Origin of the sequence: Methylobacterium variabile, from assembly GCF_001043975.1 — a bacterium.
In the GTDB taxonomy this organism is placed as follows: domain Bacteria; phylum Pseudomonadota; class Alphaproteobacteria; order Rhizobiales; family Beijerinckiaceae; genus Methylobacterium; species Methylobacterium variabile.
Genome location: NZ_LABY01000180.1, coordinates 17,240 through 29,706 on the forward strand (window position 1 = coordinate 17,240; position 12,467 = coordinate 29,706).

Sequence of the window (12,467 nt, forward strand, 5' to 3'; positions counted from 1 at the left end):
TTGTTGGGTCCGAACTTGGATACATGATGCCGCCATGTCAAGGCGAAAAACCGCTTTATCGGCTGAAGATGGCCGTCTATGTATCCATGATGCGAACGCGATCCCAGGACGTGACGGAGATCCTGCGCGGCTGGATCCTGGACGGGACCGTGCCGGCGGGCGAGCGGCTGGAGGAGGTGCCCCTGGCCGAGCGCCTCGGCGTCTCGCGCACGCCCCTGCGGGCGGCGCTGACCCTGCTCGCGACCGAGCGCCTGCTCGATTACCAGCCGAAGCGCGGCTACGTCGTGCGGCGGTTCGGGGCCGACGACGTCTTCGCGGCCTACGAGGTCCGCGCGTCCATCGAGGGGCTGGCGTGCCGGCTGGCGGCGACGAACGGCGTGCCGGACGACGTCGCCGCCACCCTGCGCGCCTGCCTGGCGGAGGGCGACCGCATCCTCTCGGGCGGCGCACTGGCGCCGGGCGACCTGCAGCCCTACCAGGCGATGAACGAGCGCTTCCACGACGCGATCATCTCGCTCTCCGGCAATCCGTGGGTCGAGCGCTTCGTGCGCCAGACCCACGCGATCCCGTTCGTGTCCGGCCGGGTGATCCTCTGGCACGATTACGGCGTGATCCGGCGCTCGCACGACGACCACCACCGGATCCTGGCGGCCCTCGTCGCCCGCGATCCGGCCCGGGCCGAGGACCTGATGCGCGAGCACGTCTACTTCGCCGGCCTGTTCCTGCGCGACAACTTCGATCGCGTTCAAGCGAAGCCGGGTGAAGAACCGGCCCGATCCGACCCACAGGAGGAGCGTCCCCGATGAAGATCTACTTCTCTCCCGCCTCGCCCTACGTCCGGAAGGTGATGGTCGTGGCCCACGAGCTCGGCCTCGCCGACCGGATCGAGCGGTTGCCGAGCGCCGCAGGTCCCGTCCAGCGCGACGCGGCGATCCGGCAGCACAACCCGCTCGGGCAGGTCCCGACCTTCTTCACCGACGACGGCACCGTGCTCTACGACAGCCGGGTGATCTGCGAGTACCTCGACGATCTCGGAGCCGGGAGCTTCTTCGGGTCGGGGGCGACGCGCTGGCGCAACCTGACCGACGCCGCCCTCGGCGACGGCCTCCTCGGCGCCGCCCTGCTCGCCCGCTACGAGGCGGTGCTCCGGCCCGAGCCCCTGCGCTGGGCCGACTGGAGCCGCGGGCAGCTCGAGAAGGTGACGGACGCGGTGGACCGCGTCGAGGGGATGACGCTCGGCTCGCGCCTCGACATCGGCACCGTGACCATCGCGTGCGGCCTCGGCTACCTCGATTTCCGCTTCCCCGAGCTGGACTGGCGCGCCGGCCGGCCGCGCGCGGCGGCGTGGTACGCCGACTTCGCGCGGCGTCCCTCGATGATGGCGACCGCACCGGCCGGGTGAACCCCGCATCGACGATGCGCGGCCGGACGGAGCCTCGTGTCGCCTGACCGCGGGGCGATCACGCCGGGATCGCCTCCCGGGAGTCGCCGCCCGCCCGGGCGACGTCAGGCCGCGTCGGGCCGGGCCGGCGCATCGACGGCCGCCGCACCCCCGGCGAGGTGGCGCCCGGCGATGTAGCCGAAGGTCAGGGCCGGCCCCAGCGTGATGCCGCCGCCCGGGTAGTTGCCGCCCATGATGCTCGCCATATCGTTGCCGGCCGCGTAGAGGCCCGGGATCGGGCGACCGTCCCGGTCGAGGACGCGGGCGTGACCGTCGGACCTGAGGCCCGCGAAGGTGCCGAGATCGCCCACCGCCACCTCGACGGCGTAGTAGGGACCGGTCTCGATCGGCGCGAGGCACGGATTGGGCGTGAAGTCCGGGTCGCCGTTGAAGCGGTTGTAGGCCGTCGAGCCCTTGCCGAAGGCCCGGTCCTCCCCGCTCCGCACGTCGCGGTTCCAGGTGGCGACGGTCTCCTCCAGCCCCGCCGGGTCGATGCCGGCGTTGCGGGCGAGTTCGGCGAGGGTCTGGCCGGTCTTCAGGTAGCCGGAGCGGATGTTCGGGCCGACCGGGACGGGGAAGGGTTTGACGAAGCCGAGGCCGAAGCGCTTCAGGAACGGCTTGTCGACGACCAGGAAGGCGCGGGCCGGCTCGCCCGGTTTCTTCGCCGCGAACAAGGCCTGCACGAAGTCGTGGTAGGAATTGGCCTCGTTCACGAAGCGCCGGCCGTTCGGCAGCACGGCGATCAGCCCGGGCTTGGCGCGGTCGATGAAGTGCGGGAAGACGCCGAAGCCGCCGCCCTTGCGCGGCACGCGCGACACCGGAACCCAGGCGGCGGCGTTGGGGTAGCGGTCCTCGACGACGGCCCCGGCCGCCTCAGCCAGCCGCAGGCCGTCGCCGGTGTTGCCAACCGGCGCCGGCGAGACGTGGCCGTCATTGTCCTGGTCGTGCGGAAAGACGGCCCGGCGGCGCTCCTTGTCCTGCGGGAATCCGCCGGCGGCGAGGACGACGCCGCGCCGGGTGCGCACCGTCACGGTCTGGCCGGCCTTGCTGACCGTGGCGCCGCAGACCGCGCCGTCCTCGACGATCAGCCTGGTCGCCGGCGCCTCGGTCCAGACATCGACGCCGAGGTCGAGGGCGCTGCGGAAGAGGCGCGCCGCCAGCGCGTTGCCGTTGGTCAGGAGCATGCCGCGCTTGTGCTTGAGGAGGTCGCGGGCGTGCGAGGCGAGGCGTCCGCCGACGTAGAGGGCGGAGGTCAGCGAGCGCGTGACGTTGAAGAAGTGCTTCAGCTCCGGGCCGGACCCGATCATCAGGCCGACGAAGGTCAGCTCCGGCAGCGGCGGGCGCAGCCGCTTCAGCTCACCCCCGAGCGCCTCGCCGCGGAAGGCCTGGGCCTTGATCGAGCGCCCGCCCGACCGGCCGCCGGGCGCCGTCGGGTGATAGTCGGAGAAGGCCGAGGCGGCCTCGAAGGTGACGGCCGTCCGGGTCTCGAAGAACGCGACCGCGTCCGGCCCGTGGTTGAGGAAGGCGTCCACGCACTCCGCGTTGAAGTGGTTGCCGGCCTCGTGGCGCAGGTAGGTGCGGGCCTCCTCGACGCTGTCCTCGATGCCGTCGCGCCGGGAGACCGGATTGTTCGGCACCCACAGGAAGCCGCCCGAGAAGGCGGTGGTGCCGCCGACGAACTCGGCCTTCTCGGCCAGGATCACCGTCAGGCCGTGCGAAGCGGCCGTGACCGCCGCCGCGAAGCCGCCGGCACCGGACCCGACGACGAGGACGTCGCATTCCACTGTCTTGGTCATCGCATGTCTCACGAGTTCGTCGGTTGGGAGCGCGCGCGCAAGGATCGGCGGCGGTCGCGCAGGAGGTCGCCCATCGCCTCCTCGCGCTTGGCCAGCCAGGCGCCGTGCCGGACCGGCCAGCCGGCGTAATTGGGGGGAAGGCCGAGCGCCTCGGCGGCGCGGCGCGGCCAGTACGGGTCGTCGAGGGCGGCCCGGCCGATCGCCACGAGGTCGGCGCTTCCTGAGCGCAGGATGTCCTCGGCCTGGGGACCGTCGACGATCATCCCGACGGCCTGGGTGAGAACACCCGCCTCCCGCCGGATCCGCTCGGCGTACCCGACCTGGAAGCCGAGCCCGCGCGGCACGGTGATCCGCCGCGTCTCCTCGCTCAGGCCGCCCGACGAGACGTCGACCACGTCGACACCCGCCGATGCCAGAGCGCGCGCGAAGGCGACGGAATCGTCGACGCCCCAGCTGTCCGCGGCACCGTCCACCGCCGAGATGCGGCAGAACAGCGGACGGGCCTCGGGCCACTCGGCCCGCACGCGGGCAGCGATGGCGAGCGGCAGCCGCATGCGGTTCTCGCGTGAGCCGCCGAAGGCGTCGCGGCGGCGATTGGCCAGCGGCGAGAGGAAGCTCGTGGCGAGGTAGCCGTGCCCGAAATGCAGCTCGACGACGTCGAAGCCGACCGCGACCGCGCGCCGGGTCGCGGCCGCGAAGTCCTCGATCACGTCCGCGATTCCCGCCTCGTCGAGGGCCTCGGGCACTGTCCATCCGGGGCCCGCCGCGACCGGGCTCGGGCCGAGCCGGCGCATCCCGTAGGCGTCGAGTTCCGCTTGCGAGAAGGCGTGGCCGCCCTCCCAGAGGGCGTGGCTCCCCGCCTTGCGGCCCGCATGGGCGAGCTGCACGCCGATCAGGCCGCCCTGGCCATGGACGAAGTCGACCACCCGGGTGAGCGGGGCGACCTGGGCATCGGCCCAGAGCCCGAGATCGCGCAAGCCGATCCGGCCGTGCGGCGAGACCGCCGTGCTCTCGGTCAGGATCAGCCCGGCCCCGCCGAGGGCGAACTTGCCGAGATGGACGAGGTGCCAGTCGGTGGCGCGGCCCTCATCGGCCGCGTGCTGGCACATCGGCGAGATGACGATGCGGTTCGGCAACTCCAGTTCGCGCAGCCGCAGGGCTGTGAACAGGAGCGGCCGATCCGGCTCGTCGACGGGTCGATGGTCGGTCTCGTCAGACAACGGCGTGGACCTCGACCAGGAAGGGCGTGATCTCGGCGATGAAGGTGTGCGCATGCGCCTGCGAGCGCACGGCCGCCGCGTCGGCGAAGGAGGCTTGCAGCGCCGCCTCGTCGGAGAACCACATTTCGACGATGCCGTCGGCCGGGACGGCCTCGTAGCCCACCGGGCGACCGGGCGGGGCCTGCCGCGACAGGATCAGGTTCTGCCGGTAGCCGAGCAGCGTCGGGAAGGCGCGCACGAGGGGCGCGTGGACCTCGAACCACTCGTGCCGGAATTGCTCCGGCGTGACGTGCGCCGGCCGCCTCAGGAACGACATCCGCTTGATCCAGCGGGGCGTCGAGGAATCGAAGGGCACCACGATCCGCTGCTCGACCGTGACGATCCGCGTCTCGGCGAGGAAGCTGGCCTCGTCCGCGCGGGTCGGCGGATAGGCGGGCGAGTCGATCGCCGCCCGCATGGCCTCCTCGGACTCGAACCACAGCTCCGAGATGCCGTCGATGTCCCACGCGCCGCGGGCATGGTCGACGCCGAGCTGGCGCCGGTCGACGACGTGGTTCTGGTGATAGGCGACGAGGCCCGGGAACCGGGCCGCGAGCGGACCGTGCACCTCCCGCCAGTGGCGGCGGAAGGCGTCGGGAGACAGGTCGGGCCGGCGGCGGAGCAGGCCCATGCGGACGAACATGTCGAGCCTCCTTCAGAGCGCCAGGATCTTCTTCAAAGGGTCAGGACGTCTTCAGAGCGCCAAGTAGCCGCCGTCCACGACGAGCGTCGTTCCGGTGACGTAGCTCGACATGGACGAGGCCAGGAACACGACGGGACCGACGAGCTCCTCGGGCTCGCCGTACCGGCCCATCGGGATGCGGGCGAGGAAGCGCTCCGACCGCGCGGGATCGAGGCGCGTCGCCTCGGTCATCGGCGTGGCGATGGTGCCGGGGGCGATCGCGTTGACCCGGATCCCCTCGGGCGCCAGCTCGTGCGCGAGGCTCTGCGTCAGCGCCCGCAGGCCCGCCTTCGACACCGGGTAGCTCACCGAGGTGGCGGTCGAGACGAAGGAGGCGATCGACGCGATGTTGACGACCGTGCCCTTCGTCCGGCGCAGGGCCGGCAGGAATGCCACCGTGACGTTGAGCGCGCCGGTGAGGTTGACGTCGATCGCCGCCTGCCAGTTCTGCGCGAGGTCGGGGCTGTCGATCCTGTGGCGCGGGCAGATCCCCGCATTGTTGACGATGATCGAGACGGGCTGCGCCGCATCGAGCGCGGCCGCGAGCCGCTCGGCCGCCGCCTTATCGGCGACGTCGAGGGCGTAAGCCGTGGCCTGCCCTCCGTCCTCGGCGATCGCGCGCGCCGTCCTGTCGGCGGCGGCCGGGTCGATGTCGGTGCAGACGAGCGTGGCGCCTTCCTTCGCGAGGCCGCGGGCGATGGCCGCGCCGTTCCCCTGTCCGGCGCCGGTCACCAGCGCCACCCGTCCCCGCAGCAGCATGCGTCGCCTCCCTGGGCCTCACTCGCCGGAAGCCTTGTTGGCGCAGTCTATCGCATATGGCGATCGCATTCGCAAGAAACGAATTTGTTTCTTGCGTACATGTTCGCTGTGAGCTAATGAATGTTCCAAGGATCCGACGTCGCGCCCAGGGGACGGCGTCGGGCCAAACAATGTGGCCGCGGCGGGGTGCGCCGTTGCGGCGAGGGCCTCGAAACGCCCGCACGACGCGCACCACGGGAGGATCCATGACGCATTCCGGTCTCACCCGGCGTGGCCTGATCGGCGGCACGCTCTCGCTCGCCCTGGCCGCTCCGCTGGTCGTCGGGGCGCCCCGCCGCGCCTGGAGCGCGGGCGAGATCAAGGTCGGCTTCAACGGCGACCTCTCGGCCTCGCCATCGGCCCAGTCGGGGCGCGCCGCCGTCATCGGCATCCAGGCCGCCCTGGAGGATCTGAACGGGAAGGGCGGCGTCCTCGGCCGCACGCTTCAGCTCGTGGTCCGCGACGACCTCTCGCAGCCGCCGAAGTCGATCCAGAACATGAGCGACCTCATCGACAACGAGAAGGTCGTCGCGGTGCTCGGCCCGACCAACTCGGGCAATGCGCTCGCCTGGAAGCAGATCCCCAACCAGAAGCGCATCCCGGTGATGGGCTGCATCGGCTCGGCGACCGACATCACCAAGCCGATGAGCGCGAATGCGGACAACTACATGTTCCGCGTCGGCAGCGTCGACCGCTTCCAGGTCGTCGCCGTCGTCGCCTACGCCAAGAAGAACCCGGCCACCAAGAAGGTCGGCCTGCTCACCGAGACGACGGGATACGGCCAGAGCGGGCTGAAGGATCTCGTGGAGGTCACCAAGACCCAGGGCATCACGCCGGTCGCCAGCGAGAAATTCGGCGTCAACGACACCGACATGACCTCGCAGCTGGCCAAGCTGAAGAGTGCCGAGGTCGACACCGTGCTGCTCTGGGCGCAGGGCACGCCGATCGGCCAGGTGATGCGGAGCATGGACAAGATCGGCTACTTCCCGACCGTCCTGACGAGCTGGGCCGCCGACAACCTGAGCTTCCTCAACGCGGCCGGGCCGGCCCTGGCCGAGAAGCCGATCTTCCTGCGCACCGTCTCCGAGGCGCGGTCGCCGCGCCAGCAGCAATTCTTCGACCGGATCCGCCCGAAGCTCGACGCCGATTCCGCCTTCTCCTTCGCGGTCCACGCCTATGACGGGACGATGCTCCTGGCGCTCGCCATGACGCAGGCCGGCTCGACCGACGGCCCGGCGGTAAGGACCGCGCTGGAGGGCCTGAAGGCCCCCTACGAGGGCTACGCCAAGACCTACGCCCCGCCCTTCACCCGCGAGACCCACGAGGGGCTCGGCGCCGCCGACCAGCACTGGACCTGCTGGCGCGGCGGCAAGCTCGCCGCCTTCGAGGATGCCGTCGTCGCCTCGCTCAAGCCCGAGGATTTCAAGGGCTAGAGCCGCCACTATCGCGTCCGCCGCGAGCGGCTCTATCGATCGTAGGCCTCTCCCCTTTCCCGGACGACTGGAGCGCCAGCGGAAGGAGATCCGGGATCCAGCAGGAGAATTCGCGAAGCGTCTCTATGTCTGCAACGTTGCAGCTAAGGCGCCGCTTCGCGGCACTTTCTCTCCTGGATCTCGGATCTCCTTCCGCTTCGCCGCAGTCGTCCGGGAAAGTGAGAGAGGCGGAAGACTGGCCGCTTGGCTGGTCAAGATTGGATACGAACCACTGTCGTGGATGGCTGTGTTGAGGAAGAGCGCTGCTCAAGGTTTTCAATCTTGTTGTATTGTCTGAAACGATTCAGCGTCCGTGGCGTCGGAAGATGCTTTTGCCCGGCGCCAAAGCGAAAGGAGGTGCGGCGATGACGACCCTCATCCAGGTCCTGGTGAGCGGGCTCGCGATCGGCGGCGTCTACGCTCTGATCGCGATGAGCTTCAGCATCACGTTCACGACGACGAAGACGCTGAATTTCGCGCAAGGCGAGTTCGTCGCCGTGGGCGCGTTCCTCGGCGTCACGATGCTCTACGTCCTCGCGCGGATGGGGGGCGGAGAGGTCAGCTTCGCGTCCCTGCCTCCTGCGGCCTCCGCGGGCCTGAACTATCCGGCGGCGGCCCTCGTCGCCGGCCTCGTCCTGGGCGCCCTCGGGCTGCTCCTCTTCGCGGTCGCGGTCCGTCCCTTCGCCGGCAAGGCGGGGATGAACTGGGTGATGAGCACGATCGGCTTCGGCATCATCGTGCAGAGCCTCGGCCTCGCCGTGTGGGGGCCGGCGCCCGTGAACGTGCCGTCGCCCTTCGGCGACGACGTGATCCGGGTCGCCGGGGCCGGCATCCGGCCCCAGGAGATCCTGATCCTCGTCGTCGCCGTCCTCCTGATGCTCGGGCTCGACCGCGTGATGCGCGGTACCCGGATCGGCAAGGCGATGCGGGCGGTCGCGGCCAATCCCCAGGCCGCCTCGCTGATGGGCATCAACGTGGCGGCGATGATGCTCGGGGCCTATGCGCTCTCGAGCCTCCTCGCCGGCATCGGCGGTCTCCTCGTCGCGCCGATCGCCTCGGCCTCGCTGTTTCTCGGCATGGGCATCGCGCTCAAGGCCTTCTCGGGCGCCATCGTGGGCGGCCTCGACAACCCGCGCGGCTGCATCGCCGGCGGCTTCGCGCTCGGGCTGCTCGAATCGGGCGTCGCGCTCTGGAGCGCGGAATGGCGCGAGATCGTGATCTTCCTCCTCATCATCGTCGTGCTGGCCGTCCGGCCGAACGGGCTCTTCGGGGCCCGGTCCCTCGACAAGGTCTGATGCCAAGATCCGATGCCAAGGTCTGATGCCATGCGCGACATCCTCATCGCCGTCGCGGTTGCCCTGGCGGCCGCCGCCCTCGCCGGCGCGACCGACAACGACTTCTATCTGCGCATCCTGTTCTCGATCTGCGTCTACTTCCTGTGCGCGACCGGGATGAACGTCCTGCTCGGCTTCGCCGGCCAGAAGTCGCTCGGGCAGGCGGGCCTGTTCGCGGCGGGCGCCTACGCGGCCGCGCTGCTCACGACCGCGGCGGATCTCGACCCCTGGCTCGCCCTCGCCCTCGCGACCGCGATCTCGGCGGGATGCGGCGTGCTCATCGCGGCGCCGTCCTTGCGCGTGAAGGGGCCGAGCCTCGCCATGGTGACGCTCGCCTTCGGCATCGTGGTCGAGAAGCTCGTCACCGAGGTGAGCGACGTCTTCGGCGGCGCCATGGGCATCTACGCCATCAAGCCGCTCACCTTCGCGGGCGCGCCGCTCAGCATGGCGGGCTGGGTCTTCTTCGCGATCGGCCTGTGCCTCGTCGTGCACCTCCTCGTGCGCAACCTCCTGGTCGGGCGCTTCGGGCGCGCCTTCCGGTCGATCCAGGCCGACGAGGTGGCGGCGAGCGCGGTCGGCGTCCCGGTGCTGCGCTACAAGGTCCTCGCCTTCGTCATCGCGGCCGCCACCTGCGGCCTCGCCGGCGCCCTGGTGGCGCAGCAGAACCAGTACATCAACTCCGACTTCATCACCTTCAACCTCTCGGTCTTCATCCTGCTGACCGTGCTGTTCGGCGGCAGCGGGTCGCTCGCCGGTCCCCTGTTCGGAGCCGTCATCCTGACGGTGCTGTCGAGCGTGCTGGCGCGCTGGACGTGGATCGAGCACTTCGTGAACGGCGCGCTGCTGCTGTTCGCGCTCTACGCCATGCCGCGCGGCGTCGCGGGCGTCGTGACCGATCTCATCGAGCGCCTCGCGCCGGACCCGCGCGCCGCTGGGGCGGAGGGGAGCGCCCCGCACGTCCTCGCGCTGCCAACCCGCCCGGGCGCCCGGACGGATGCGGCGCTTCTCGAGGCCTCGTCGCTGTCGAAATCCTACGGCGGCGTGAAGCCGGCGCGCGACGTCAGCGTGACGCTGACCGAGGGGCACATTCACGCGCTGATCGGGCCGAACGGCGCCGGCAAGTCGACCCTCATCAACATGCTCTCGGGCATCGTCCGTCCCAGCGAGGGCCGGATCCTGTTTCGCGGTCGCGACCTCGCGCGCTGCCCGGTCCACGCGATCTGCCGTCTCGGGATCGGCCGGACGTTCCAGAACCTGCGCCTCTTCCGCGAGCTCACGGTGCTGGAGAACGTGCTTCTCGGCAGCCACGACCGGATGCGGAACGGCTTCCTGCGCTCGCTCGTCGGGCTCGGCGGGCCCGAGGAGGCGGCGGCGCGGCGGCGCGCCTCGGACATCCTGGCCTTCGTGGGCCTGTCGCACCTCGCCGGGGCCAAGGCCGGCAGCCTCGCCTACGGCCTCCAGCGCCGCGTGGAGCTGGCGCGCGCGCTCGCCACCGAGCCCTACCTCCTGCTCCTCGACGAGCCCGCGGCCGGCCTCAACCCGCAGGAGACCGACGCGCTCGGCGACCTCATCCTGCGCATCCGCGACCAGGGCATCACGATCCTGCTGGTCGAGCACCACATGGACATGGTGATGCGGATCTCCGACCACGTCGTCGTGCTCGATTACGGCGAGAAGATCGCCGAGGGCATGCCCGCCGCGATCCAGCGCGATCCCCGCGTCACCGCCGCCTATCTGGGCAGCGACGACGTCACCCTGACCCTCGCCCGTCCGGAGGCCCTGGCGTCATGACCGTGCCTTCCATCGCCCCCTTCCGGAGCGCGGACGTGCCCGCTCTCGAGGTCGAGGACGTCAGCCTCGCCTACGGGCCGATCGCGGCCGTGAGCGGCGTCTCGCTCAGCGTGCCGCGCGGCGCGGTCGTCGCCATCGTGGGCGCCAACGGCGCCGGCAAGACCACCCTGCTGAAGGCGATCTGCGGCCTGATGCCGGTCGCCTCCGGTCGGATCCGGTTCGAGGGCCGGGACATCACCGCCATGCCGGCGCATCGGCGCGTGACGGCCGGGATCGCCCTGTCCCCGGAGGGCCGGCAGGTCTTCCCCGACCAGTCGGTCGCCGACAACCTCGAACTGGGCGCCTACGCCCGCGGCCTCTCGGCTGAGGCGATGGCGGCCGCCATGGAGGAGCAGTTCGCCTTCTTCCCGCGGCTCAAGGAGCGCCGGAACCAGGCCGCCGTCACCCTGTCGGGCGGCGAGCAGCAGATGCTGGCGATCAGCCGCGCCCTGATGGCCGGCCCGCGGCTGCTCCTGCTCGACGAGCCGTCGCTCGGCCTCGCGCCGCTGGTCATCAACGACATCTTCCGGGCCATCGCCCGCCTGCGGGACGGCGGCATGACCATCCTCCTCGTCGAGCAGATGGCCAACCTGGCGCTTGCCATCGCCGACACCGCCTACGTCCTCGAGACCGGCCGCGTGACCCTGTCGGGCCGGGGACAGGACCTCCTGCGCGATCCGCAGATCCGGTCGGCCTATCTCGGCAGCGGACACTGAAAGCCTATCGTTGAACCTCACGGACGGTCATCGTCGGGCGGGCGAGATGTGGAAGCGCCCCATGAGCACGATCACTTCCGGCTGCCGAAAGGGAGGTCCAGGAGGTGCAGCGCGGAGGTACGCCCGATGACAGGAGCGGTCGGTTGGTTGTTCGCCCGCGGATTCGGTAATGGATAGCGATCAGTCGCGCGGAGCGGCCGAGCGGCGGCACGCGAGGCAGGCCTCCCCGCGCCAGGGCCGCGACGCGGATGTGAGAGGGAGCGCTTTCCTGATGAGCACGGTCGAGGGACGCGGCGTCCAATCCGTCGAAGTCGGGGCGCGGATCCTCCACGCGATGGTCGAGATCGGCGCGGCGGCGATGCTCCGGGACATCGCGGCCCGTGCCGACATCGCCTCGGCCCAGGCGCATGCTTACCTGGTCAGCTTCCGCAAGACGGGCCTCGTCGAGCAGGACCCGCAGAGCGGCCGCTACCTGCTCGGCCCGTTCGCGCTGCAACTGGGCCTGGCCCGCATGCGGCAGGTCGACACCCTGCGGGTCGCGGCGAGCGCGGCGGCGGACCTGGCGACCGAGTTCGGCCTGATGGTCACGCTTTCCGTCTGGGGCACCCACGGCCCGACGATCGTGCAGGTCCAGGAGGCGGAGGTCCCCATCCACGTCAACCTGCGGGCGGGGGGCGTCTACACGCTGACCGGGACGGCGACGGGCCGCCTGTTCGCGGCCTACCTGCCCCCGCGCATCGTCGAGCCGCTGGTCGAGGCCGAGCTTCGTTCCGGATTGCAGAGCCGCGGCATCGGCGTCCCGACCTCGCTCCCCGCCCTCGCGAAGGCCGCCGCGCGGATCAGGGTCGAGGGCTGCTCCACGACCGCCGGGAGCCCTGTCCCGGGCATCAACGCGATCGCGGTTCCCATCTTCGATCATACCGGCCAGCTTCAGTGCGCCCTGACGCTGATCGGCCCCGAGAACGAGGTCGACATCAGCGAGTCGAGCCCCGCCGTGGCGCGGGCGCGAACCTTCGGTCGGGAGATCTCCGCGAAGCTCGGCTACGCCGCCGACAGGGCTGAGGCCGCGCCCGCAGGCGCGCCCCTCGCCGCGGGCGGCGGCCGGCCGCGGCGGGCCGCGCGGGCGGAGGGCTGATCCG

At 71.0% G+C, this 12,467-nt stretch carries 11 protein-coding genes; 7 read left to right on the top strand and 4 right to left on the bottom strand.

Annotation, left to right across the window (positions count from 1 at the left end; genetic code table 11):
* The first annotated feature begins 110 nt into the window (after positions 1-110).
* Both VQ02_RS24225 and VQ02_RS24230 read left to right on the top strand, forming a co-directional pair.
* Complete coding sequence (locus VQ02_RS24225; RefSeq protein WP_209437058.1) at positions 111-806, top strand: GntR family transcriptional regulator; 696 nt, start codon at positions 111-113, stop codon at positions 804-806.
* A complete protein-coding gene (locus tag VQ02_RS24230; protein ID WP_048446795.1) occupies positions 803-1,402 on the top strand; it encodes a glutathione S-transferase in 600 nt (199 codons plus the stop codon). The genes VQ02_RS24225 and VQ02_RS24230 overlap by 4 nt, the downstream gene beginning before the upstream one ends.
* A 104-nt stretch (positions 1,403-1,506) precedes the next feature.
* On the opposite strand, the gene VQ02_RS24235 is transcribed toward VQ02_RS24230, so the two are convergent.
* From VQ02_RS24235 to VQ02_RS24250, 4 genes are read right to left on the bottom strand one after another with little or no spacing between them, the layout of a single operon-like run.
* The gene (locus VQ02_RS24235) at positions 1,507-3,237 is read right to left on the bottom strand and encodes an FAD-dependent oxidoreductase (protein WP_048446796.1); all 1,731 of its coding nucleotides are present in this window, start codon (positions 3,235-3,237) and stop codon (positions 1,507-1,509) included.
* An 8-nt stretch (positions 3,238-3,245) separates the two neighbouring features.
* Entirely contained in the window at positions 3,246-4,457 is a 1,212-nt protein-coding gene (locus VQ02_RS24240) for an NADH:flavin oxidoreductase/NADH oxidase (RefSeq protein WP_245239833.1), read from the bottom strand.
* Positions 4,450-5,139: an EthD domain-containing protein gene (locus VQ02_RS24245; RefSeq protein ID WP_048446797.1), complete on the bottom strand. Its 690-nt coding sequence runs from the start codon at positions 5,137-5,139 to the stop codon at positions 4,450-4,452. The genes VQ02_RS24240 and VQ02_RS24245 overlap by 8 nt, the downstream gene beginning before the upstream one ends.
* Positions 5,140-5,190: 51 nt before the next feature.
* Entirely contained in the window at positions 5,191-5,937 is a 747-nt protein-coding gene (locus VQ02_RS24250) for an SDR family NAD(P)-dependent oxidoreductase (RefSeq protein WP_048446798.1), read from the bottom strand.
* A gap of 245 nt (positions 5,938-6,182) precedes the next feature.
* Between VQ02_RS24250 and VQ02_RS24255 the strand changes: the two genes are divergently transcribed.
* From VQ02_RS24255 to VQ02_RS24275, 5 genes are all read left to right on the top strand, one after another.
* A complete protein-coding gene (locus tag VQ02_RS24255) occupies positions 6,183-7,409 on the top strand; it encodes an ABC transporter substrate-binding protein (RefSeq protein ID WP_048446799.1) in 1,227 nt (408 codons plus the stop codon).
* Positions 7,410-7,813: 404 nt separating this feature from the next.
* Positions 7,814-8,743, top strand: a complete 930-nt coding sequence (locus tag VQ02_RS24260) for a branched-chain amino acid ABC transporter permease (protein ID WP_048446800.1) — start codon at positions 7,814-7,816, stop codon at positions 8,741-8,743.
* Between the two features lie 30 nt (positions 8,744-8,773).
* Positions 8,774-10,573, top strand: a complete 1,800-nt coding sequence (locus VQ02_RS24265; protein WP_048446801.1) for a branched-chain amino acid ABC transporter ATP-binding protein/permease — start codon at positions 8,774-8,776, stop codon at positions 10,571-10,573.
* Positions 10,570-11,328 carry an ABC transporter ATP-binding protein gene (locus VQ02_RS24270; protein ID WP_048446802.1) on the top strand — a complete coding sequence of 253 codons (759 nt, stop codon included), beginning with the start codon at positions 10,570-10,572 and terminating at the stop codon, positions 11,326-11,328. Before VQ02_RS24265 ends, VQ02_RS24270 begins: the two co-directional genes overlap by 4 nt.
* A gap of 271 nt (positions 11,329-11,599) precedes the next feature.
* Positions 11,600-12,463 carry an IclR family transcriptional regulator gene (locus VQ02_RS24275; protein ID WP_048446803.1) on the top strand — a complete coding sequence of 288 codons (864 nt, stop codon included), beginning with the start codon at positions 11,600-11,602 and terminating at the stop codon, positions 12,461-12,463.
* The last annotated feature ends 4 nt before the right edge of the window (positions 12,464-12,467 follow it).

Coding starts and splice junctions, on each gene's coding strand:
- VQ02_RS24250 (WP_048446798.1), bottom strand. CDS start 5,937: ATGCTGCTGCGGGGACGGGTGGCGCTGGTGACCGGCGCCGGACAGGGG.
- VQ02_RS24230 (WP_048446795.1), top strand. CDS start 803: ATGAAGATCTACTTCTCTCCCGCCTCGCCCTACGTCCGGAAGGTGATG.
- VQ02_RS24235 (WP_048446796.1), bottom strand. CDS start 3,237: ATGACCAAGACAGTGGAATGCGACGTCCTCGTCGTCGGGTCCGGTGCC.
- VQ02_RS24265 (WP_048446801.1), top strand. CDS start 8,774: ATGCGCGACATCCTCATCGCCGTCGCGGTTGCCCTGGCGGCCGCCGCC.
- VQ02_RS24275 (WP_048446803.1), top strand. CDS start 11,600: ATGAGCACGGTCGAGGGACGCGGCGTCCAATCCGTCGAAGTCGGGGCG.
- VQ02_RS24255 (WP_048446799.1), top strand. CDS start 6,183: ATGACGCATTCCGGTCTCACCCGGCGTGGCCTGATCGGCGGCACGCTC.
- VQ02_RS24260 (WP_048446800.1), top strand. CDS start 7,814: ATGACGACCCTCATCCAGGTCCTGGTGAGCGGGCTCGCGATCGGCGGC.
- VQ02_RS24245 (WP_048446797.1), bottom strand. CDS start 5,139: ATGTTCGTCCGCATGGGCCTGCTCCGCCGCCGGCCCGACCTGTCTCCC.
- VQ02_RS24270 (WP_048446802.1), top strand. CDS start 10,570: ATGACCGTGCCTTCCATCGCCCCCTTCCGGAGCGCGGACGTGCCCGCT.